Origin of the sequence: Borrelia anserina Es, assembly GCF_001936255.1 — a bacterium.
Lineage (GTDB): Bacteria > Spirochaetota > Spirochaetia > Borreliales > Borreliaceae > Borrelia > Borrelia anserina.
The window spans coordinates 468,552-492,551 of sequence record NZ_CP013704.1 but is presented as its reverse complement, the minus strand read 5'-3'; the positions used below and the strand labels follow the sequence as shown (position 1 = coordinate 492,551).

Below are 24,000 nucleotides of genomic sequence, written 5' to 3'. Positions count from 1 at the left end.
ACCCATATTATTCCAATATTTCAAGAATTCTTCCTGAAGCAACTGTTCTACCACCTTCTCTAACAGCAAACTCAACATTTTTATCCATAGCAATTGAAGATATAAGTTCAACGACAATATCAACATTATCTCCAGGCATAACCATTTCTTTACCTTCTAAGCTAACTGTACCTGTAACATCTGTTGTTCTAAAGAAAAACTGTGGTCTATATCCTGAGAAAAATGGCTTATGTCTTCCACCTTCTTCTTTAGTTAGACAATATATAGAAGCTTTAAACTTTTTATGAGGAGTAATTGTACCAACAGCAGCAATAACCTGACCTCTTTCAACATCTTTTTTATCAACACCTCTTAATAAAAGACCAACATTATCCCCTGCTTCACCTTGTGTAAGAATCTTTTGAAACATTTCAACACCAGTAACAGTTGTCTTTCTAGTCTCTCTAATTCCAACAATTTCAATTTCCTGTCCAACTTTAATAATACCTCTTTCAATACGACCAGTAGCAACAGTACCACGTCCAGAGATAGAGAAAACATCTTCAATAGCAAGCAAAAACGGTTTATCAATATCTCTCTCAGGAAGATCAAAATAATTATCCATAGTATCAAGAAGTTCTTTTATACATTTTGTAGCTTCAGGATCATCAGGATTTGACATAGCCCCAAAAGCTGAACCCTTTACTATTGGTGTATCACTAGGAAATCCATATTTTTCAACAAGCTCTAACACTTCAACTTCAACAAGTTCAACAAGCTCAGGATCAGCTAAATCCAGCTTATTTAAAAATACTATTATTTTTTTTATCCCCATTCGCTGCGCAAGAAGCAAATGCTCTTTTGTCTGAGGCTCTGCCCCACTATCAGCAGCAACCAATAATATTGCAGCATCCATCTGAGCTGCACCTGTAATCATATTTTTAATATAGTCAGCATGTCCAGGACAGTCAACATGAGCATAATGCCTATTTAAAGTTTCATATTCAATATGTCTCGCATTAATTGTTATGCCTCTAGCTTTCTCCTCAGGTGCATTATCAATATCTTCATACTTAAGCGCCTTAACATCTTTATTTACCTTTGAACAATAAATACTAATAGCTGCGGTTAATGTTGTTTTACCATGGTCAACATGCCCTATTGTACCTACATTCATATGCGGCTTTGTTCTTTGAAAAACTTCCTTAGCCATGAATCACCTCCCAAAAGTTTGTACTCTAAATCCTTACCTATTCTTCAAAACTATTACCTTAAGAATTCTATCTTGTTTCTTTATTAAGATACAGCAATTATGCCAATAAGCAAAACTACCATATTAAAAAAACATAACTCCTTAGAAATTGACCCGATTTTCGTGTTTTTCTAAAAGAATTCTTATTGATCTCATTAGTTTACATATTATTTAAAATATAGTCAATATATTCAACGTTTTAATATAAAATTTACTCAAAATCAATAATATTTTTACAAACGCACAGTTAATAATAAATACAATCCAAATTTTAAGACATTAATATAAAAATAATAACGATACAGACATTAAAACTTATTAATTATTCCAAATTTATAGGTGAAATGATTATAATAAATTCATATTAAAAATAATTACAATGAGATAATAATATGTCACAGGATGACTTAAGATATATACGATTAAACAATATTACAATATCAATCTTATCCTTATTTATATCTTGCATAAAAAACAATTCTGTAAAATCAAAAGAAATTGCCAAAGAGATTACTTATATCATAAGTATAAAGAAAAATATAGAAAAAGTCGAAATCATAAGATTTCATAGTAATAATAAAAATGAGTTAGTAATTACTCTTAAAAACAATAAAAAAACAGATATAAAACAAAACTCATTGGCTATCTTTAAGAAAGGAAATAAAACCGGTCACATAATTAAAGGAAGTCTTAAATCAGGTGAAGAAAAAACCTTCAAATTAAATATCAATATAAATAAGAAACAAAAAAATATATTCTATATATTTCTAAAGCAAGATTGATTTACATAATCTTAATCCAATATTTTTCTACCTGCTTAATACAAATTAGCCCGCTATTAGATCTTAATCAACTAACATAAACCAATATAAATGAATGTAAGTATTTAGTGTCTTAAATTTATCTTTGCACAATATCTAGTAATAGTTAAACATAACAAGATAATTAAAGCCACATAATTTGAAATTATAAAAGCATATCCTAATGAATTCTCCATAATCCCAAAATACTGAAAGATGAACACAGCTGGTAAGCGAATAATCCAAAGACGAATACAAACGATCACCATAACAAGTTTTGTAAGCCCTGTACCAATCAATCCTCCAAAAAAAACCTGCTGTAGACAAAATCCAATAGCCCCAATCGATGCCAATAAAAGATAATCATTAGCATAACTAAAAACTTCTAAGTCATCTGTAAAGATATCTATTATAATCCCTTTAAAAAAGATTACAAATGAAGCAACTGTGAACATTATTATTAAAGTAATAAAAAATCCCTTCTTTAGAGTATCTCCTACTCTATTAATATTCTTTGCACCAAGATTTTGTCCAACAATTGAAATAACAGCAGTACCAATGCTTACTCCAGGAAGAAGTAAAAAAGAAATAATATTATTAGACATACCATAAGCAGCTAAAAATTTTGGACTGATTCGAATTGCAATATAATTAAAAATCAAAAATGAAAGGGAAGCCATAATTTGTCCAAAAGCCACTGGGAATCCTAAATTAAAAATATCTTTTATTATAGCAATATCTGGAACAATATCCTTCAAGTGCACTTTAATTCCACAATTTAATCTATAAGTAAAAAAAAGATAAGCAATAACTGTAATTAATTTCGAAAAAAGGGTAGACCAAGCAGCACCAGCAATACCTAAATCAAAAGTAAACATCAAAATTGGATCAAGGATAAAATTAACAATATTTGCAACCAAAATCAATATCATTGCAATAAAAGTTTCTCCCTGAGCATTTAGTATGTATACAACAGAAATACTTAAAAACATTATAGGTATTGCATAAATTACGATATAAAAATAGGATCTTGCAAGTTCCCTAAGTTCACCACTTACACCCATAACATCAAAAATAAGATCTATAGATATTAAAAATAAACCTGCAACAAACAAAGATAACATAAAATTTAAGAATATTAATTGCCCTGCATATTTTGAAAATTTAGCAAAAGTCTCTTCTCCAATACACCTAGACATTAATGATACGCTTCCTGTAGCCATTCCCATACCAAAAACCATAATAAGAAAATTAATAGGCCCAGTGAGAGATAATGCAGCAAGCGGCATAGACCCAAACTTTCCAACATAAAACATATCTACAAGCTCATAAACAGACTGAAGAGCATTAGTTACTACAATAGGAAAGCTAACAACCAAAAGAACTCGATATAAATTACCCTTCAATATTAGTTCTCTAGTTTTCGCCTTAGTTTCACTTATTAACATAAAAATACACCTTATGTCATATTATACTTATAAATTGTTAAGTTTTATAAAAAAATGTCTTCATTTAAATTTAAAAAACAAACAAATCAAGTTATGAAATTTACAAAAACTTTAATTTTCCAAAACCAAGTAAGAGATATCAACGCAAAAAACACAACATTTTTTAATTTAAAACATATTGACCAACTTATAAGTCTTAACAATATTACCAATAACATTTGCCTATTTTGAATTTCTTAAAAAGACAAGCTTTATTTTCACCAAATAAAAATATAAAAATTATTTATTTTCCAATTTCTTAATCTTCGCACCCAAAGATCCCAACTTAGCCACAACATCTTCATATCCTCTCTCAATCTGATAAATATTTTGAATACGACTCTCACCTTCAGCACAAAGAGCTGCAATAAGCAAAGACATGCCGGCTCTAACATCAGGAGAAGATACACTACTTCCCTTAAGAATAGTTTTTCCTGTAACTACCGCACGATGAGGATCACAAAGAACGATCTGAGCTCCCATTTTAATAAGCTTATCTACAAAAAACATCCTTGATTCAAACATTTTCTCAAAAATAAGAACCGTCCCGTGAACTTGAGTCGCAGTTACTATCATTATACTCATAAGATCTGTTGGAAAAGCTGGCCATGGCCCGTCATCAATTTTAGGAATATGTCCCCCAAAATCTAATTTTACCTTTAAAACCTGTTTTTCTTTAACATATATATTATCATCGTCATACTCAAAATTAATACCAAGCCTTGAATATACATGTCTTATTAAAATAAAGTTCTGGGGATCGGCCTTATTAATTTCAAGTTCACCACCTGTTAATGCAGCAAGACTAATTAAAGAACCTACTTGCATAAAATCAGCCCCTATGCGAAATTTAGTGCCACTTAATTTTTTAACACCCTTTATTCTAATTATATTAGAGCCAATACCACAAATATCAGCACCCATAGAATTTAACATATTACATAAATCTTGCACATGCGGTTCACATGCAGCATTCATTATCACGGTTTCACCAAAAGCAAGAACAGCAGCCATAACAATATTCTCAGTGGCAGTAACTGATGCCTCATCTAAAAACATCTCAGCACCAACTAACTTATCTATCTCTAAAACAATTCGTTCACTCTCTATTAACTTAGCTCCAAGCTTACCAAGTCCATAAAAATGAGTATCAAGACGTCTTTTACCAATAACATCTCCACCAGGAGGAGCAATATCGATTCTACCACACCTAGCAAGCATGGGACCCACAAACAAAATAGAAGCTCTAATTAAATCTGTCAAATTAGAATCTATATCTGTTTTGACAATATTTAAGGCTCTAATTTTAAGGATATTACCTTCTCTTAAAACCTCGGCCCCTATGTCTTTTAAAATGTTTAAAATAACTTCTACATCTTGAATATTTGGAATATTTTCTAAAATAACTTCTTCATCTGTAAGCAAAGCCGCTGTAATGCAAGGCAAAGCCGCATTCTTATTACCACTAGCTGTTATTTTTCCACCTATTTTAAAACCACCCTCCACAAGATAGCTATACATTACTACCTCCAAAATAAATAAAACTCGTATAAATAAACCTCATTTTAGAAAATAAGGGTACTATTTAAATATCCCTATTCTCAAGGCTATCATCAAAATCAATACATTCCCTTACAACTTCAACCACCAAAGCTTTACCACCATCAATCTCAACTATAACACCATTAAAACCGAGACCATCCCAAGATTCAGTAAATCGATTATTAAACAACCCTCTTAAGAATTTATCTGTTTCAAATTTGGGAGCGTATCCAATAACACTATTTAAACTACCAACTCTACCAAGGTCAGTAATGACTGCAGTACTATTAAAAATTCTAAGATCTGCTGTTAATATTCTCTTACCAATACCTAAACAAGCACTAACTCTAGATTTTAGATAAAAAAACATAGCATTAACTTCAGCTGTAGTATTTGAGTCAAAAAGCACAATTATATTGTTAGTATGCAACTTGATCTTCTCGTAAAAATAATCAAAAGCAAAAAAAGGATTATTAAAATTATATTTTGTAATACCTGTTTGTCCAACAAGTCTAATCACGGCAAGCTTACTACCATTAATATTGTAAATAAAATAGGAATAACCTTTTAATTTGGAAGGACAATTTAAAGGCTTCAAAATAAAATTATATTTATCAAGTTCGTCACTCAGTCCAGTTCTCACAAACGCATTTTCTCCTAAAGTCAAAACATCAACACCATACTTTTTAAGCAAAAATGCATGCCTTTTACATAGACCCCGAAACCCTGTGGTAAAATTATTACCAGATATCACAAAATTGATTCCCTTCCTTTTTTTAAAAGAAGACAAAAAATTTTTTATCGCAACAATGCCAGGCTTACCTATAACCTCCCCAGCAATTAAAACCCGCAAACTCACCAAATCCCCTCTCTTTATTAATCCAGATTAAAAAACTTAAAAATAACACGTCTTAAAATAATACTTGATAAAAAATAGCTTATCAAAATTGAAATAATAATCATAAAAAAAACCAGCACAAACTGAAAAACAAAAGAAACGATAATATTTAGCCTGGCAATAAGAAGAAACTCAACAAAAAAAACAAAAAACATCAAAGATAAATTAATTAATGAACACAAAATAAAATATAAAATTTTCATAAATCAGTACTTTTATTTTTGGCAAACAAATCGTAAATCACAAATAAAGCTATTCCTATAACAACATAACTGTCTGCAAAATTAAAAGTTGGCCATCTCTGAAGCCCAAAAATACCAAAAAACTTTACATCCAAAAAATCTACAACCCCCAAGGGTTTAAAAATTCTATCAATAATATTCCCAATACCACCAGATATAATAAGTAAAAGAGCAACTCTAACTATTGTAGTCGTCTCTTTTAAAGCAAAATAAAAAACAAAAATCAAAATAACAATAGGAATTATAAGAAAAAATAAATTTTTCAAGCTAGAATCAATATTAGAACCTATTGAGAATAAAATGCCAGTATTTCTTACATGTATGATTTTAAAAAAATCTCCAAAAAAAGAAAAATATTCAGTTCCAATGTTGATATATTTAATAACTAAATACTTAGAAAATTGATCAAAAAAAACCAAAATAAAGATAAATATAAAATTATTAACTAATCTGCTTTTGTCTATATTCATATACAATCCTTATAAATTAGTATCTTTTAAAATAAATTTAACCTCTAATTCCCTCTGGCTCCCAAAATACTCCATTAACTTTATTAAGCCAAATGTTTCGGTAAAATAATGACCAGCAAATATTAAATTTACACAGTGTTCTTCAGCTAAAGAATATATCTGATGAGAAGTATCTCCTGTTATAAACAGATCAACACCATATTCTAATGCTTCTTCGAAAAAAGAATACCCAGAACCACTAACAATTGCCACCCTCTTAACATATTCCTTAAACCCTTTGTAATAAAGAATATGTCTATTGTGAGCTTTAATTTTTTCCAAAATTTCAGAAAAATTATAGTCAGCAATAGAAATAATACCCAAATTAATTCCCTTATAATTTGCAAAGGGAATAGGATCATGAAAACCAAAAAAATCAGAAAATACCTTGCTATGAGAATAAATAGGATGAACATCCATAGGTAAATGCACGCAGTAAAGTGCTAAATCATTGTCAATCAGCCATTTAACTTTTTCATATATTCCAGAAACAATCTTTTCTGAATTTGACCAAAAAATACCATGATGAGTTATCAAAAAATCATAATCTTTTGCTTCTCTTAAAGTTGCCATACCCGCATCAACAGCAAAAGCAATTTTCTTAACCTCACTCTCTAAATTACCTACTTGTAAGCCATTAAGACTTTTATCAATATTTTTATAATCCTTTACCTTGAATATTTCATCTAAATTGAATGATAATTCTTTAACAGTCAAATTAAATTCTCCAAATTGAAGCGTAACTTCTCTTACCCTTCAATCTTCTATGAGAATAAAGGTTGTAGTTACAATAAGTACACAATCCCGAATCCTCAACATCTAAATTAAAATTAGAAATCAACCCTAAATTAAAATTAGCATTGTCAAAATATATTTTACCATCCTTTTTATAAAAAGACATACTTAATAACTTTTTACTAAATTTTAAACTTGCTTCTGATAGAAATTCTGGTAAAACCTCATAACAGCATGATCTATTATAAGGACCAAATACAATTTTCAAATCCTCAAACTTTGAGCCCATACTTACAAACATAAATAACATTTTTAAAATGATAAGATTAAAACTACCTTTATATCCACTGTGAGCAAGTCCAATATATTTTTTTAATTTGTCAAACATATATATAGGGAGACAATCTGCATAGTAAGCAAGAAGAGCAACATTGTTAGAAGAAGATACAAGTCCATCTCCTTCCTGAAAATTAACAAAATCATCAGAAACTCTATAAACAACATTTGTATGTAATTGTTTCAGATATTTTATCTTTTTATCCTTAGGAATAAAACTTAAATTATCATTACTAATATACCTTATATCCAAATTAAAAGGTTTCTTAGTATAGATCAATTTAATACTAGGATCCAATTCAAACTCATAATAAAGTTCTCTTTCGACTACTCTCATAATCTAAATTCTTCACCAAGATAAAGCTTTTTCGCTTTTTCGCTATTGATTATATAATCAACATTCCCTGCATCAAGTACTTGCCCTTGATAAATAATATAAGCTCTATCTATTATATCAAAAGCATCTCTTACATTATGATCAGTAATTAAAACACCAATATTCTTACTCTTTAAAATCCTTATTATATTTTTTATATCTCCAATAGCAATAGGATCAATACCTGCAAAAGGCTCGTCAAGCAATAAAAAATATGGACTTACCGCCAAAGCTCGTGCTATCTCAGTTCGCCTTCTTTCTCCACCAGAAAGAGTATAAGCCTTTTGATGTTGTATTCTCTTAATTTCAAAATCTTTAAGAAGACTTACAAGTTCAATTTTACGCTCAGCCTGAGATAAATCTTCTCGCCTCTCAAGAGCAACTAAAATATTATCTTCAACTGTAAGCTCCCTAAAAATAGATGGTTCTTGGGGAAGATATACAACGCCTAGCCGTGATCGCTCATACATGTTAAGACCAGAAATATCATGACTATTTATCAAGACACGCCCACTGTTAGCCCTAATAAAACCCACAATAGTATAAAATGTTGTAGTTTTCCCAGCACCATTTGGACCAAGTAAACCTACAACTTCACCTCTATGAATATCAATAGTTACACCATTAACAGCTACTTTCTCTCCATACTTCTTCACAATATTATCTGCCTTAAGAACAATATCATTAACAGTATCAAGACTGAGCTTTTCTTTAATTAATTTTATTCTATTTTTCCTGTTGAGGAATATCTTCCTCCAATTGAGTAAATTTACCTTCAACATCGCCCTCAAGAACATATTTTTTGGTTTCTGTATTAAAAATTATTCTTGAAGCAGAATAATAATTATTATCTTGATAAATCACTGGAACACCTTCAAGAACAACTTCTTTTTCTTCCTTATTATAAATCCCATTTTCAGCCCGTGCAAAAATATCACCCTTATATATCTTAACAGAATACTGCATAATATAAACACTTGTCTTACGACTACCCTCAATCCTTTCAGCTTTAACAACAAGTTCATTTTCTAAATCCTCAAGCTCAACACCTTCCTGAAGATAAAAATTATCTAATTTTCTATTAAAAAATAAAAATTGCGACTTAACATTCATTTTATCCTTATAATTTTCATAATAAACATTGCCACGGGCCTCAATATAAGAACTCCCTTCACCATAAATTTCAATTTCATCAGCCCTAAGTTTAAAATCAGATGAAATTACCTCAGGATTACCTTTTAAAATAATTTTTCTATAAAGAGAGGAAAAAATACCATGAGAAAAATCTGCCCTAAAAGTAAATTCACTCTTTCTCTGTGAACCCTCTTCAACAGTTCCCAACTTTGAAGACACTTTATCTTGTGCATGAGCACCTAAAAAAGAAATACAAACCAAGTAGATAATCAAAGCTCTCATTTTATAAATCCTTCAATGCCAGAATAAAAATAAAAATTATTACTCTTTAAAAAATATGAAAATCCATGCCCAATTACATTACTCTCATCAAATCTAATCGAGACCAACTCATTTGGAGGAGAGAATAATTTTTTCTCACCATCTTTCCATAAAAGTCTATTGGTATTAATTAAATAATAGTTATCCAAATCTTCTACCTTTAACTCCACAGAATCTTTCATGTCTAAATCGTTAGTAACATGAGAACCCTCTAATCTATTAAATTTACCTGAAAATCGATTTTTTAAAACATGATGCAAAAATCTTCCATTGTCAACTTTATAAAGTTTATAATAATTAAAATAATTAAAGCTTAAAGCTTCCAATATAGTTTGCTTTTTGCCACCTAAAACATTATGATAACTAATACCCAATATTTGTATTGAAGGAGTCTCCTTAGCTGTCTCTGTCCTATCAGAATATTTTTCGTAATCGAAAGTGCAATTTAAGAAAAGAAAAGGTAGCAAACAATAAAACCAAGCAAATCCCATCATACAAGTCCTTACACAAACTCACCAAAAAATACCCTTAAACTCCTCTATTAAAAAGTAAATACCTAAAATTTAATACAAATATCATTCATCAAGTTTAGGTAACCATCATTTACATCTTTTAAATATAAAAGATTAATAATATAAATCGCTTATGAAATCCATATTTTCCTTTAAAACAGCTCGTTTTTATGCTTGTCCACGAATACTGTAAAAATTATGAAATATCCATAAAAATTTTTCACTAAATATGCTTTCATACTACCATGTTTAACTAGATTTGAATTAACAAATACAAATCTTTTAGAATCAACAAAATTAAAATTATAGTTTCTAATAGCTAAAGACCAGAATCAGTATTAAAATTTGAAAGCAAAAACTTAGCTCCTTTCTTATCCATCTTGTTTAAAAAACTTAATAAGTTACTATACATTTTTAAATCCAACCTATATCTACTACAACTTTCAAAGTTATTTGTTTTCTGAACAAGAGATACATAAGATAGATCAAGATAGACAAAATCATCTTTATCTATGAAATCAATCACACAAAAAAAATAGATTCACAACCTTAACCTCCCCCAAAAGCTTAAAAGCCAATTACAAATTTTCAATTCTATAAAGGTCAACTTTATTATGTTTACTAAAAGGTATATTAAATCTCCCCTTTCTATTCTCCTCATAAAGATCATTATAACAAGTTTTAGTTAAATAAAGGGAAAATACATATCTTTTCTAAATTAGTTAAATCCTCATTAATAAAATTACCCCACAATATAATAATACTCCTCCTATAAAAAGTCCATTATGCTTATTAAAAGGAAAGGCAATATTACTTAAAATAGCTTTCGATAAATTTTCCTTACCACCAATCCATTTCAAAATAGACTATATTGTAGCATTCATATTCAACTATAATAATGCTCAAGTTCATCATCCCTTTTATAAGTTAAAATTTCATCTTCTCTAAACCAAATAGGTATTTCACGAAGAGCATCAACAATATTTGCAGAAGCATGGATTACATTATAAATCGCAAACTTTTTCTCATTAGCATACTTCAAACTATGATAAGCAAAATCACCCCTTATTGTTCCAGGAGAAGCTATTTTTGGTTCTGTAGAACCACAAAATTTTCTAACAACCTCAACAGCTTCAATACCCTCAACAACAAACACAAAAACTGGAGAACTCATTATAAAATCAATCAAAGCCTGCCAAACAAACTCGCCATGCCTTAAAGCAATATCATCATACGCATAATGAGTCTCAGCTATTTCTCTATTAACTAAAATCATCTTAGTGGCCACAATTTTCAATCCTACCCTTTCAAATCTAGAAATTACATTACCAATCAAACCCCTTCTAACGCCATCAGGCTTAATAATACACAAAGTTCTTTGTATCAAAGTAGACATAAAGACCTCCTAACGTTTTCAACAAAATTCAAGTTAATTATAAGACATAATTTATTGACTTTAAAAACATTAATTTCAAAACAATAAACAAAAAATTATCAAAAAAAGCTGATTTTTTTTTAAATTAACATAATAAATATAAGTAAATATTAAAGTACTCTACCACATAGTCAATTAGATTTACAAAAGATACACTTACAAATAAGCCTTACCCACCCAAAAAAACCAAAAATTAAAGCTAATATTTAAACAATCGAAAAATTACTCAAAACAATTTTTAAAAGCCATAAAAATATTTTTCAAATATTACATCTTAAGTCTTAAACGCAAAGCCCTCATAGCAGTAATCTTATCTGCACTACTAATGCTACCCCCAACAGGAAGACCAGACGCTATTCTTGTAACATTAATATCTAAATTCTTTAAAACACTACTAATATAATTTGCCGTTACATCTCCTTCAATACTAAATTCCGTAGCAACAATCACTTCCCTAGCCCCAAGTGTTCTAACATAATCTTCTAATTTGTCAATATTTAACCTACCTGGACCAATATTTCTTAAAGGATCAAGATGACCATGAAGCACAAAATAGAATCCATCATACTCCTTAGTAGACTCAATAACCTCTAAGTCTTGTGGCATCTCCACAACGCAAATTATATCTTTATTTCTACTTAAATCCACACAAATATCACAAAATTCTCCCTCAGAAAAGTTGTAACAACTTTTACATTGTTTTATCCTAGAATGGAGCTTAATTAACATTTGTCCCAGATCTTTTGCATATCCTTCGCCGTTATACAGAATATCATAAACCACTCGTGCTGCAGTCTTTTTACCTATACCTGGCAACTTAGAAACCAAAACAATTAAATCTTGTATAATCACAAATCTTAAATCCCAAACGGAATAGAACCCATTGTCTTCGATTTTATTTCTTCTTTAACTTTAGAAATAGCATCATTAAAAGCCGATTTCATCATATGTTCAAGAGCTTCATTATCTAAGTCACTAAAAAACTCTTCTTTAATTGAAACTTTTTTAACAATAAACTCTCCATTCATCTCAACAACAATAACATCGCTTCCTGCTCTGCCATAGACAATGATTTGAGATATTTCTTTCTTAATATTGTCAATATTATCTTTAAAACTAGACATACTCTTTAAAAAATCTAATGGATTTACTCCCATGTCTTACTCTTTCACCTCACTTGCTCCAAAAATATTCTTGATCTTCACTACCTCATTATCAAACTCATCGTTATCTTTAAACTCCTTTTGAAAGACAACATTCAATCTAGGAAATTCTTTATAAAATTCGGCCCTTATTTCATTCTGATAAGCTTGTAACTGATTATACTCAAACCCACTAAAAATCTTATAATAAAGCACTCCATTATCAATCAATACCTCTCCTGAATATACTAAAGTTTGAACATACTTAGATACTAAATAAATAAAACTTTCTTTAATTTTATCATTATCATGTACCTTATCAAAACTATCTTTAGGCTCTACAAAAATCTCATCAATATCACCACCATCATCAAAGTCAAGATATGTAGAGTCTTTAACTTCATTCTTTAATACAGTATCAACTTCATCTAAACCCAGTTCTACCGGTTCTCCTGAAGAAATATTATCTAATTCTGGTTTTAAATCAGTATCAAAATCAGCATCATTTAAATTAAAACTGATCTCATCAAGCAACTTAGTTTCGATATCCTGAATTTGTTTAATTAAAACATGACTTGGCACATAATCTTTAAGTCTAAGTATCTTAATAAAATTAATCTCAAGTTCATATTTAGGATTTACTGAAAACTGCAAATTCCTATAAGTTTCAAGCAAAACACTAATACTTCGCTCAACATGTTTTAAATCAAAACTTAATAACTTTTCTTTTAAACTCTCAGACTTAATACCAATAAACGTAAGATTTTTAATATCTAATTTTAGAAATAATATTTCTCTAAAAAATTCAATCGCATCAAGCAAAAATTGCTCACATGAAATCCCAGTTAAAAAGACAGAATCTAAAACACAAAGCAATCCTTTTAAATCATCACTTAGAATGCTTAATGCCAATTTTTCTAAAAATTCATCATTAGTTAACCCTATCTTAGATCTAATATGTTCAAATTTTATGTTGGAATTACTTAATGACACAATTTGATCAAAGAGAGTATAAGCATCCCTTACACTCCCTCCACTCTTATAAGCAATCCACCTCAAAGCCTCATCATCATATTGAATGTTATCTTCAATGCAAACATGCCTTAACATCTTATAAATCTTATCTAAAGGCAAAAGCCTAAAATTAAAATGTTGGCACCTACTCTTTATTGTATCAGGAAGCTTGTACACCTCTGTCGTAGCAAAAATAAAAACAATATAACTAGGAGGTTCTTCAATTGTTTTTAAAAGAGCATTGAAAGCAGAATTTGAAAGCATATGTATTTCATCAATAATATAAACCCTATACCTAGAATTAGCAGGAGGAAACATTATCTCTTCTTTAATTTGTCTAACATCTTGAACAGAAGTATTTGACGCACCATCAATCTCAATAATATCAATACTATTATCATTATCAATCGATTTACAACTAAAACACATACCACAAGGCGTAATTGTTGGTCCTGCATGGCAGTTTAAACACCGTGCAAAAGCCCTTGCAGAAGAAGTCTTACCAACTCCTCGTGGGCCTGAAAATATATAAGCATTTGCTATCTTATTATTTTCTATTGAATGTTTTAAGGTTTCAACAACAAAATCTTGCCCCTCAAGAGAATTAAAATCTCTAGGACGCCTCTTAATGGCAGTACCTCTTACAGATATCATCCCATCCCCCATACACTAACAGAAATCTCACTTAAACCTTAAATCTCATAAAATCAAAAGTATTAAAACAATCAAAATTATTCCTTGACAAGATATATATCAATAATGTCAATCTCTTTTTAGTATTAATTTTAAAAATATACTTACCAATTTAAACAAAACAAAAAATTTATCCTAAGATGTACACACTCATTGAGTAATCACTTACCGCTGCTACTTTCCAGTCCTGACGGGATTAGGTAACACTCAATAGTGCGGATCCTAGGAATCGGAGAAAATGGGATTCGAACCCATGATACATTTTCATGTATACACGCTTTCCAAGCGTGCGCCTTAAGCCACTCGGCCATCTCTCCAAAATCCAATAACTTTCGTGCCCAAGAGGATTTGAACCTCTGACCTTCAGAACCGCAATCTAATGCTCTATCCAGCTGAGCTATGGGCACAAGTACTTAATTTTTATTGTAATAAAAATTATTATTTATTACAATAAAATCAAGTTTATAACAAATATTCAAAAATATTCTTAGAAATAAAAACATTAATTCATTTATCAAAAGGAGCAATGAATGCCAATTAAACTTCCAATTATAATATCAATATTATTACTATTAATATCATGTAAAAAACATGAAAAAAAGGTAGAAAGTTCTGAAGTTAATATTGAAAAAAAAATTATTAAAGAAACTATCACTGATGCAAATAACAATATTTTTCATATAGATGCTAAAATCCCCATCATAAAAGGCCTAGAACTTGGTTTTGAAGAGCTTATAAAAGAATGGAAAATTTATAATGAAACTGAATTTCTTAAAACAAGAAAATCACAAAAACATACATATGAATTTTCTTATTACTCTAATTTTGAAATATTCGCAAACCCAGACCTTAAAATAACATCAATTCTATATAGCCAATACACAACAGCAAAAAATGATGCAAATGGACTTACAACATATCATCCAGTCAATCTACGTGGACAAGAAAAAATAAAATTATCAAATATAATTTCAAAAGATCAATTAGACTCTTTGATACAGGTATTAAGAGAACAGGTAAAGAAAGATTTTAGAAAATTTAGCATTTATGCCAACAACGAATCTGAATTTGAAAAAGAATTTGAAGAAGCTTTCAAAAAATATAAATATTATTTTAAAAATAATAATGTGATCATTTTTTATGACACACTCATAATAGGCTCACACTCAGATAGAAAAGCTGAATTTACATTTCCAATAGACAATACTAATGAAACTTGATAACTTCATTTGCTTATAATAAAACAAGCAACGGAGAGGGTGAGATTCGAACTCACGGTAGGCTACACCTACGACGGTTTTCAAGACCGTAGCATTAAACCACTCTGCCACCTCTCCAAGTTATTATCATACTAATAAACTAAAGAAATCTTTGTCAAGATAATCCTTAATAAAAATTCTCTACGGAGAGAATGGGATTCGAACCCATGGTCCCCTTTTTGAGAGGACAACTTCTTAGCAGGAAGCCCCATTCGGCCACTCTGGCATCTCTCCTTACATCCATACCAATAAAATAGTATATTAGAGTAATATATATTGTCAACAAAAATTTTCAATCCTAATAATTAATCCTAAAATCCCTATAAGCTACGATTAAATCCCTAATATCTTTAATTGCAACATCCATTTTAATTCTTGTAAGTTCATCTGAAAAAATTCTCTCGATAGTCTCTACTTCACTGTTGCTAGCTCTAAGTTCAATATGTTCATCTTTAATTTTCCAAATATATGGACAAAGCCTAATATCATAGTCAAATATAAAAACAGGATCTTTCAAATTCAAGGAATTATCAATAAAGAACAAATACTCCAATGCCCACTTGCCCTTTAAAGCCATTGCAAACTCATTTAATAATTCTTCAATTGAAATATCTTCTCTAAATTCGAGTAAATTCAAGAATTCAGAATAAGTATCCGGTTCAATCTCACAAAGTTTTTTTATATAAAAATGAGCATCTTCAAGATCACGATTCCTTAAAAAAAATAAAAAAGCATAAAAATAAACCAAATTTATATCATGATAATCTAATAACAACCTATCAATAGATTTTTTAGGAGAAAAATTTAACAGTTCTATTGTAGCAATATGCATATTGTATACTGTGTAGATATTAGGAAAACTCAAAATAGCTTTCACATAAGATCTAGTGGCTTGTGTCATACTACCTATCTTATGCAAAATAGTTGCCCTATTATGCCAAATATATTTAGAATAACTTAAATCTGTTAAAAACCTCTCGGAAAGTTTAATTGCAACACTTATCTCTCCAATAGAATAAAGATAATACATTAAATAATTAACAATAAGAGCAAGATTAACCCCTGAAAAGTTCTTATCTATCTCAAATGGCTTAGTGCCCTTGAATATACAATTACTTTTTAAAAACCAAGCATTCAATTTAATAAGAGCATTATTTTCATCCACATTAGCCGCTTTAACAATCATCTGGCCAGCCTCATCTTTTCTGCCAAGTATCTCAAACACAATAGCAGCATTATTAATAGCCTGAATTAAGCTGGGACACTGTTCAATAGCCTTTAAGAAACAACTCAAAGAATTTTCATAATTTCTTAACCCAAAATAAAAAACACCAAGATTATAATTTTGGAAATAACTCAATCTATCTTCCTGAATTTCAGGATTACCATAATGTAAGAGTTTCATTAAAAAACTATACTCACTTAAAACAGGATAAGTATCTAATACATATAAAAGCGCCTTATAATCTTTTAGTTTAAAATAAATTAGAGATTTAAGAGCCAGAGAATCAAAACTTTCATCAAAAACATCCAGCTTTAAAAGAGCATTCTTAAAATCACCCTTTTTACAAAGCTCCAAGGCCTTTTCAAAATCAATATTATTCATATTGCTTAAAAAACTCCATAGGTCTTACAGAAATCTCTTTTGAGAAAGATGTCTCATTTACACTCTTATCTAAATTGTAAGAAGCAATACTAATATAATAAAGCCTTCCGTTCTCAAGACCTGTAATTCTAAAAGAAGTCTGATTACCAACATCAATAGGAGATGTAAAAATACTCCCAGCTTTACCATGATAATTTCCAGGGCTAATCCCAATATAAATATAATAACCTCCAACATTATTATTAACAACCGGAAACCATTCAATCAATATTTCACCAGATCCTGGAACAGCTTTTGTTATTAAAGGTGGAAAAGGTGCAGCCTCAGGTATGTAAGTAACAATCATACCATAAAGAGCTGGACTCTCCAAAGGATCACCGCTTGGATAAAATTCAGCCTTAATTTGAATATATTTTGACACATCAAATTTATGAAATGCATTCTTAGGATCAAAATGAACCCAATCTCCTGTTAAATTCTTTTTTATGTCTCCATTTTCATCTGTTGAATAAAACACCTTATTATTTAATCTATAATAATAAAAAATATCTGTATTTCTTGGCTTATCACTATCAAATTCAACAGATAAAATCTGTGAATAATCCTTAGATAACTTGATTGGCTCTGTAATAATATATCCCTTATCTCTTGAAAAGAAAGCATTATGTACTTCCTCAAAACTTCTATGAATTTCAAAATTCTCAATAGCCCCTGTAAAATATTGCCCTAAAGTAAAATCAATAAAATTACCAATACTCAACAAATAACCAGAACCTTCTTTCCTGTCAGCAGTAACATATTCTATAGCCTGAGGTTTAGAATCTATTAAATATTCCAGCAAGCCATCTTTTTGCCTATACCTCACAGTGTGCAAATGCCACTCTTTTGGAATAAAATCATCATCACTTTTCAACTTAACCTTAACAGGTTCTCCACTATCATTTAAAAACACATTATTAAAATTCCAAACAAAAGTTTCACCTTCACTCTCTAACCGAATAGCTTGATCTAACCAAACGCCCTTAATATTCTTATACCCGTTCCAACTTACAATAATCTCCCCAGTAACAGAAGTAGAACGATATGCCCAAAACTGGATAGTAAAATCAGAAATTACATTACCCGAATAGAAAAAAGCCTTTTTTGTTAGTGGCTTAAGCTTAATAGTATTGCGACTTGAATAAAAAATTAAAGAATTGCCTGAAATATTATGAAAAGAACTTGAAACCTTTGCATTATTTGAGTCAACAAAATAGTTTAAAGCAGCATCCTTAACAATATTATCTTTTTCTATTTCCAATCTAAAATCAACATTATTAAAATCTAAGACTCCCTTATATCTATCCAAATAAATACCAAGAACACCTCTACCATCTCTTGCAAAGCTAATATTATGAGCTTCCTGAATAAATTTAAACCCATCTTTAGCATCAAGAATTAATTTAAGTTCTTGAGGAAAAACACTAGAAATAAACAAACAAAATATTGCACATATAAAAATCAATCTCATTACAAACCTTTATCTTTTTTAACATAAAAAGAATCAAAATATACAATAATTTCGATATAATATAGCATTATATCACAAAAATAAATCATTATTTAAAAGCAATAATAGACATAACATGAGAGAAAATTTAATCAGTTTATACAAAAAAGCACAAGAATTTCCAACAACAAGTGGCTGCTACAAGATGTACTCACAAGCAAACAAAATACTATACATTGGAAAAGCAAAAAACTTAAGAGCGAGAGTAAAAAACTACTTCTCAGAGCGAATTAGCAAAAGAGTAAAAATACTAATGAGAAACGTAGCAAATATAGAAGTAATTAGCACAAATAGTGAATATGAAGCTCTACTCTTAGAATGCAACTTAATAAAGAAATACAAACCAGACTATAATATCAAGTTAAAAGACGATAAAGGCTACCCCATGATAAGAATCACTTGTGAGAAATACCCAAGAATCTTTAAAACCAGAAAAATAATAAACGATGGAAGTGAATACTTCGGTCCATATGTTAATACAAAAAACCTAGACTTAGTACTAGACCTTATTAACAAAACATTTAAAACTAGAAAATGCAAAAAAAAATCAAAAACTCCATGTCTTTATTTCCACATGGATCAATGTCTTGGGGTATGCTACAGAGAAGATCTTGAAGACAAGTACAAAAAAGAAGTAGAAAAAATAAGACATATCTTAAATGGAAATATATCTAATCTTTTAGATACCATTGAAATAAAAATGAAAGAAGCAATTAAAAAGGAAGATTTCGAATCAGCAATAAAGCTTAAAGAAACTAAAAAATCATTAATTGAGATAAGTCAAATACAAATAATTACAAAAATAAATAAACTTAGTACAGACTATATATACATTCATAAAACTGATAGTCTAAATGTAATAGTCATACTTAAATATAAAGACGGTAAACTAGTAGAAAAAGATATAAATTTTGATGAAAGCATATACGAAAAGGATGAACTAACAGAAAAATTTATAACACAATACTACACGTCTTTAAACATGATAGTACCTAATAAAATATGTATTTTTAAAAAAATTGCAACTGAAGATATCACAAAATTAATAAATGAAATTAAAAGTACAAAAACTGAAGTAGTCTATGAAGGAACTAAAGACACTTTAAAAATAATGGAAACGGCAATTTCTAATGCAGAAATAGCATTAAGATCATATGATAATGAAAAGAATAAAGCAACAGAGAGTTTAAAGATCATTCTCGAGATGACAAAATTACCAAAAACAATTGAAGGATTTGATATCTCTCATCTTAGTGGATATAAAACAGTAGCATCACTTGTTACCTTCAAAATGGGTAAACCTATTAAAGATAGATATAGAGTGTACAAAATTAACTCATTAAATAATGGAAAGATTAATGACCTTAAGGCAATAAAAGAAGTCATATCAAGAAGATACTCAAAACTCATTAATGAGCAATTAGAATTACCTGATTTAATACTAATAGATGGAGGGAAAGGGCAGTTAAATGCTGCTTATTCTATTTTAAAAGGATTACAAATTGAAGATAAGATCGCTATTTGTGCATTAGCAAAAAGGGAAGAAACAATATTTTTACCAAATAAAACACAAAGCATTAAACTTCCGAAAGGAAATTCTGCTCTTAAGATATTACAAAATGTTCGAGATGAAGCTCACCGAAGAGCAAACAGCTTTAATAAAAAGCTACGCAAAAACATAGAACTATATTACAGTCAAATAGAAAATATTGGGAAACAAAAAGCTAAAAACATTTTAAAAACACTTGGAACATATCAAGACATATTATTATTAAACGAGGAAGAAATAGCCAAAAAAATGAAAATAAATATTGAAATGGCAAAAAAAATAAAAAAATTTTCAGAAGATAAAAATTTGAAAAATACAAATTCCACAGAGTCTTGACTTCACATTTAACATGCATAAAAAACAACGCCTAAAAAAATGAAGTCATCAACAACCTATGAAAAACTACGATTTGACATATAAGCAATCATAAAATATTAGCAATAATGCTAAACTTAAATTTATTTTATATAAAACAAATACTATATTCTTTAACCTAGAACCTTTGAACTAAATTAAAGGACAATCGGATACCTTAAAAATCAAATTCAAAATTAAACGAAAAATTGTCCAAAATAGTATCATCCTGACTTAATAATATGAATATCATAAAATATGATAAATTCAAATGCAGATTTTTACTATAAACTCTTGAATATAAATCAAACTTATTTAAAATTTTCAAAATAAATTTGATATCAAAAACCGAGTAATTTTTAAATCCTATCCTATAACTTCTCTCCAGTGATACAAATATCCTATGCTTTTTAAAGACAGCTGAAATGTTATGAGAAACTTCACAATCTACTTTTACCTTTAAAAATTTTTTGAATTGCCAACCAAGACTCATTAAAATATTGCTCAAATCTTCTCCTTGTTCCAAGATAGACCTAACTTTAACCAAAGCACACTCCATATCTTTTGTCAGAATCGACTCAAACAAGGAAAAAGGATTTTCAGAACGCATAAAACTAAGCCAAGAACTTACATCATGTTCATCTATGATCTTATCTTTAATCATAAGGGCAAAGGATCTTATATAAAACTGCAAAACCTTAGTGTCTGCATCCAACATAAAAAGCATCAAATTTACAGCTTTATCTGTAATTTTAATTCCAAGATTGAAAAAACTTTTCTTTACAAATAAAAATTTATCAGCACCAGATAACTCATAAAAAATTTTTTTAACTAAACTAACAGAACCCTTAGGATCAAAACTAATCGTATTTTCATTAGAGACAAAAATAATAATCTTATTTAAAGATTTTAAGATTGTATTATAAACTAATTCTAAATCCTCCTTATTTTTTAGATTTTCAGCCTCATAAATAATAAAGGCTTCCTTTTTAGAAAAAAAAGAATTAGTTAAGAGCCGTTCAGAAAGCTCTATGGATGACAATTCTGATAAAAAAAGCTTAGTAATGCATATATCATCAGTATTTAAATTGCTAAAAATAGTATTTAAATAAGTTTCTTTTAATCCCTGTTCTTTTCCCAAAAGTAAATAAACTTTTTGCATTTAAGTAATATTATAATTCAAATATGTTATACTTCAACTATCAGGAGGACATATGAAAATTGCGATATTCACGGATACATACCTCCCAGACAAAAATGGAGTAGCAACATCCATAAAACAAATCAAAGAAGGATTTGAAAGAAAAGGTCACAGCGTTTATATTTTTTGCCCACAATATCAAAAAATAGATTTAAAAGAAAAGAACATTTACAGATGCTTCTCAATTAAATTGAATAACACAGTAGATGCCAAAATGGCTTTTCCAAACAAAAAAAAAATAAGCAAGATAATACAAGAATATAGGCCTGAAATAATTCATACGCATTCGGAATTTACTATGGGAAAAATCGGAAAAAAGTTAGCCTTACAATACAATATCCCAATCGTTCATACGAACCATACAATGTGGAATTACTACCTACATTACTTAGGAATTCTTAAATACTTAACTGATCCAGACAAAATGATGAAGAAATATTATGATCAAATACATCATTTTATTTATCCATCAATTAAGGCACGTAATAAATATTTCAACTTTGCAAAAGATGCCGACTACAAAATAATCCCAAATGGGGTAGACAGAAAACTTTTTATAAAAGATCTAAGTCAAGATAAAAGACAAGAAATTTTAAATAAACATGGAATAAGCAAAAACGATAAGATTATAATCTTTGTTGGAAGAATAAATAAAGAAAAAAATATATGCCCCTTAATAGAACATTTAAAGAAACTTCTCATTGAGAATAAAAATCTTAAGATAATCCTAATAGGAAAGGGAAAAGAAGAAACCAAGGTAATACGATTTAGAAAGCAGTATGGACTTGAAGAACAAATAATACTAATTGGAACAATTCCCTGGGAAGAAATGTACTATTATTATAAAATATCTGACGTATTTGCAAGTCTATCAAGAAGTGAGGTATATCCAATGACAATAATTGAAGCCCTAACTGCTGGAATACCTGCAGTGCTTATCAATGACATAATATATAAAGATGTAATCTGTCAAGGAATAAATGGATTCTTGCTAGACAATTATGAAGACATATATAAATATATGAAAGAAATAATTGAAAACGATGAAAAATTAAAAACTTTAAAGAAAAACGCAGAAGAAACATCTATGAGATTTTCAAACTCATTTTTTGTAGAAAAAATTGAACAGTATTATTCTGAAATCATTGCAAGTCAAAAATGTTAACTCAATTTGTTAAAATCCACAACATGGATAGGAAATTTTATTCCCATATCATCCAAAATAACTTTAACATTTGCTGCCATGAAATATTGAAAATCCCAAAAAAACTCAGTCTTTACAAAACATCTAACCTGCATGACTATGTAATAAGGAGTATATTTACTCACAACAACACTAGGATTCCTGATACCATATCGCTCGCAATCCCATGAGAATGCCAAATTTTCTATCTTGATTTTAAGAGAATTAATATCCGTATCATAAGGCACCTGAAAAACAAATGCAATCCTCCTTTGTGGATTTGCAGAAAAATTAGTAACTGATTTACTTGTAAACTTATCATTTGGAATCTTAATAAGCTTACCATCCACAGTCTTAAGTGTAGTAAAAAATATCTGAATATCATTTACTTCTCCCTCAACATCATCACAACTAATATAATCACCGATTCTAAAGAAATTGGAATTTAACACAACAAATCCGCTAACAAAGTTAGATAAAATCCCCTGAGCAGCAAGACCAACTGCAAGACCTAAAGAACCAAATACAGCAAAAATAGATGCCGTAGAAACACCAAGATAAGGCAAAATTACTAAAATTAAAAACACATCTGTCATCACTTCAAAAAACGACTTCAAAAAATTAAGCACAGCAGAATCTAACTTTGTCTCCAACTTGGATTTTTCAAAAGCCTTAAATAAAAGCTTACCTCCTCTCTTAATAAAAAACCTTAAAACGTACCACACTACCAGTGCCACAATAACTTTTAACCCATAACCTATGATCGTTTCAAAAATTTCATTAATATAATTACGAAAAACAAATATTTCTTTAAATACATTTAACACTTTTAGATTTTCATTCATAAACTACTATGGTTATAGCATAAAAATAATAAAAAAATACAATCTTT

The 24,000-nt window shown here is 29.2% G+C and carries 23 protein-coding genes, 4 tRNA genes and 1 other RNA gene; 4 read left to right on the top strand and 24 right to left on the bottom strand.

The features are described 5' to 3' along the window. Positions 1-7 precede the first annotated feature (7 nt). The gene (tuf, locus tag N187_RS02360; protein WP_025419655.1) at positions 8-1,192 is read right to left on the bottom strand and encodes an elongation factor Tu; all 1,185 of its coding nucleotides are present in this window, start codon (positions 1,190-1,192) and stop codon (positions 8-10) included. Positions 1,193-1,623: 431 nt separating this feature from the next. On the opposite strand from tuf, the gene N187_RS02355 reads away from it, so the two are divergent. Next, complete coding sequence (locus N187_RS02355; protein WP_025419654.1) at positions 1,624-2,013, top strand: hypothetical protein; 390 nt, start codon at positions 1,624-1,626, stop codon at positions 2,011-2,013. Positions 2,014-2,117: 104 nt separating this feature from the next. On the opposite strand, the gene N187_RS02350 is transcribed toward N187_RS02355, so the two are convergent. From N187_RS02350 to N187_RS02265, 17 genes are all read right to left on the bottom strand, one after another. Beyond that, positions 2,118-3,473 carry an MATE family efflux transporter gene (locus tag N187_RS02350; protein WP_025419653.1) on the bottom strand — a complete coding sequence of 452 codons (1,356 nt, stop codon included), beginning with the start codon at positions 3,471-3,473 and terminating at the stop codon, positions 2,118-2,120. Between the two features lie 285 nt (positions 3,474-3,758). Then, complete coding sequence (murA, locus tag N187_RS02345; RefSeq protein ID WP_025419652.1) at positions 3,759-5,039, bottom strand: UDP-N-acetylglucosamine 1-carboxyvinyltransferase; 1,281 nt, start codon at positions 5,037-5,039, stop codon at positions 3,759-3,761. Between the two features lie 64 nt (positions 5,040-5,103). Then, positions 5,104-5,919: a YmdB family metallophosphoesterase gene (locus tag N187_RS02340; RefSeq protein WP_025419651.1), complete on the bottom strand. Its 816-nt coding sequence runs from the start codon at positions 5,917-5,919 to the stop codon at positions 5,104-5,106. Positions 5,920-6,157: 238 nt separating this feature from the next. Continuing rightward, entirely contained in the window at positions 6,158-6,670 is a 513-nt protein-coding gene (lspA, locus tag N187_RS02330; RefSeq protein ID WP_025419649.1) for a signal peptidase II, read from the bottom strand. 9 nt (positions 6,671-6,679) lie between these two features. After that, complete coding sequence (locus N187_RS02325) at positions 6,680-7,426, bottom strand: Nif3-like dinuclear metal center hexameric protein (protein ID WP_025419648.1); 747 nt, start codon at positions 7,424-7,426, stop codon at positions 6,680-6,682. Position 7,427: 1 nt separating this feature from the next. Continuing rightward, on the bottom strand, positions 7,428-8,117 hold the full coding sequence (gene pgeF / locus N187_RS02320; RefSeq protein ID WP_025419647.1) for a peptidoglycan editing factor PgeF: 690 nt from the start codon (positions 8,115-8,117) through the stop codon (positions 7,428-7,430). Continuing rightward, a complete protein-coding gene (lptB, locus tag N187_RS02315) occupies positions 8,114-8,905 on the bottom strand; it encodes an LPS export ABC transporter ATP-binding protein (protein WP_025419646.1) in 792 nt (263 codons plus the stop codon). The genes pgeF and lptB overlap by 4 nt, the downstream gene beginning before the upstream one ends. Next, positions 8,883-9,572, bottom strand: coding sequence for an LptA/OstA family protein (locus N187_RS02310; protein WP_025419645.1), 690 nt, complete (start codon positions 9,570-9,572; stop codon positions 8,883-8,885). The genes lptB and N187_RS02310 overlap by 23 nt, the downstream gene beginning before the upstream one ends. Further along, positions 9,569-10,105 (bottom strand): hypothetical protein, encoded by a 537-nt coding sequence (locus tag N187_RS02305; protein WP_038443390.1) that lies wholly within the window; start codon positions 10,103-10,105, stop codon positions 9,569-9,571. The genes N187_RS02310 and N187_RS02305 overlap by 4 nt, the downstream gene beginning before the upstream one ends. A 337-nt stretch (positions 10,106-10,442) precedes the next feature. Further along, entirely contained in the window at positions 10,443-10,649 is a 207-nt protein-coding gene (locus N187_RS04980) for a DNA adenine methylase (RefSeq protein WP_025419643.1), read from the bottom strand. A gap of 360 nt (positions 10,650-11,009) precedes the next feature. Then, positions 11,010-11,519 carry a nucleoside-diphosphate kinase gene (locus N187_RS02295; RefSeq protein WP_025419642.1) on the bottom strand — a complete coding sequence of 170 codons (510 nt, stop codon included), beginning with the start codon at positions 11,517-11,519 and terminating at the stop codon, positions 11,010-11,012. Positions 11,520-11,825: 306 nt separating this feature from the next. Continuing rightward, positions 11,826-12,410 (bottom strand): recombination mediator RecR, encoded by a 585-nt coding sequence (gene recR, locus N187_RS02290; protein WP_025419641.1) that lies wholly within the window; start codon positions 12,408-12,410, stop codon positions 11,826-11,828. Positions 12,411-12,415: 5 nt separating this feature from the next. Continuing rightward, positions 12,416-12,715 (bottom strand): YbaB/EbfC family nucleoid-associated protein, encoded by a 300-nt coding sequence (locus N187_RS02285; RefSeq protein WP_025419640.1) that lies wholly within the window; start codon positions 12,713-12,715, stop codon positions 12,416-12,418. Positions 12,716-12,718: 3 nt separating this feature from the next. After that, positions 12,719-14,368: a DNA polymerase III subunit gamma/tau gene (gene dnaX, locus N187_RS02280; protein WP_025419639.1), complete on the bottom strand. Its 1,650-nt coding sequence runs from the start codon at positions 14,366-14,368 to the stop codon at positions 12,719-12,721. A 169-nt stretch (positions 14,369-14,537) separates the two neighbouring features. Next, an RNA gene (gene ffs, locus N187_RS02275) (signal recognition particle sRNA small type) lies at positions 14,538-14,635 on the bottom strand. Positions 14,636-14,637: 2 nt separating this feature from the next. Next, positions 14,638-14,724 (bottom strand) — tRNA-Ser (locus tag N187_RS02270). Positions 14,725-14,740: 16 nt separating this feature from the next. Next, a tRNA-Arg gene (locus N187_RS02265) sits at positions 14,741-14,814 on the bottom strand. A 123-nt stretch (positions 14,815-14,937) separates the two neighbouring features. Between N187_RS02265 and N187_RS02260 the strand changes: the two genes are divergently transcribed. Further along, positions 14,938-15,627, top strand: a complete 690-nt coding sequence (locus N187_RS02260; RefSeq protein ID WP_025419638.1) for a hypothetical protein — start codon at positions 14,938-14,940, stop codon at positions 15,625-15,627. Between the two features lie 31 nt (positions 15,628-15,658). Here N187_RS02260 and N187_RS02255 read toward each other — a convergent pair. The 4 genes from N187_RS02255 to N187_RS02240 all read right to left on the bottom strand — a co-directional run bounded on the left by N187_RS02255 (position 15,659) and on the right by N187_RS02240 (position 18,782). Beyond that, positions 15,659-15,744: transfer RNA gene (locus tag N187_RS02255), tRNA-Ser, on the bottom strand. Positions 15,745-15,810: 66 nt separating this feature from the next. Further along, positions 15,811-15,900 (bottom strand) — tRNA-Ser (locus N187_RS02250). A gap of 64 nt (positions 15,901-15,964) precedes the next feature. Continuing rightward, on the bottom strand, positions 15,965-17,272 hold the full coding sequence (locus N187_RS02245; RefSeq protein WP_025419637.1) for a tetratricopeptide repeat protein: 1,308 nt from the start codon (positions 17,270-17,272) through the stop codon (positions 15,965-15,967). Next, positions 17,265-18,782 (bottom strand): fibronectin type III domain-containing protein, encoded by a 1,518-nt coding sequence (locus N187_RS02240; protein WP_025419636.1) that lies wholly within the window; start codon positions 18,780-18,782, stop codon positions 17,265-17,267. Before N187_RS02240 ends, N187_RS02245 begins: the two co-directional genes overlap by 8 nt. A 115-nt stretch (positions 18,783-18,897) precedes the next feature. On the opposite strand from N187_RS02240, the gene uvrC reads away from it, so the two are divergent. Next, entirely contained in the window at positions 18,898-20,706 is a 1,809-nt protein-coding gene (gene uvrC, locus N187_RS02235; protein ID WP_025419635.1) for an excinuclease ABC subunit UvrC, read from the top strand. Positions 20,707-20,902: 196 nt separating this feature from the next. Here uvrC and holA read toward each other — a convergent pair whose 3' ends face one another. Continuing rightward, entirely contained in the window at positions 20,903-21,886 is a 984-nt protein-coding gene (gene holA, locus N187_RS02230; protein ID WP_025419634.1) for a DNA polymerase III subunit delta, read from the bottom strand. Positions 21,887-21,938: 52 nt separating this feature from the next. Between holA and N187_RS02225 the strand changes: the two genes are divergently transcribed. Beyond that, a complete protein-coding gene (locus N187_RS02225) occupies positions 21,939-23,090 on the top strand; it encodes a glycosyltransferase (RefSeq protein ID WP_075550318.1) in 1,152 nt (383 codons plus the stop codon). Here the strand turns inward: N187_RS02225 and N187_RS02220 are convergent. Continuing rightward, positions 23,087-23,953 carry a mechanosensitive ion channel family protein gene (locus N187_RS02220; RefSeq protein WP_025419633.1) on the bottom strand — a complete coding sequence of 289 codons (867 nt, stop codon included), beginning with the start codon at positions 23,951-23,953 and terminating at the stop codon, positions 23,087-23,089. The two genes, N187_RS02225 and N187_RS02220, sit on opposite strands and share 4 nt — an antisense overlap. Between the last annotated feature and the right edge of the window lie 47 nt (positions 23,954-24,000).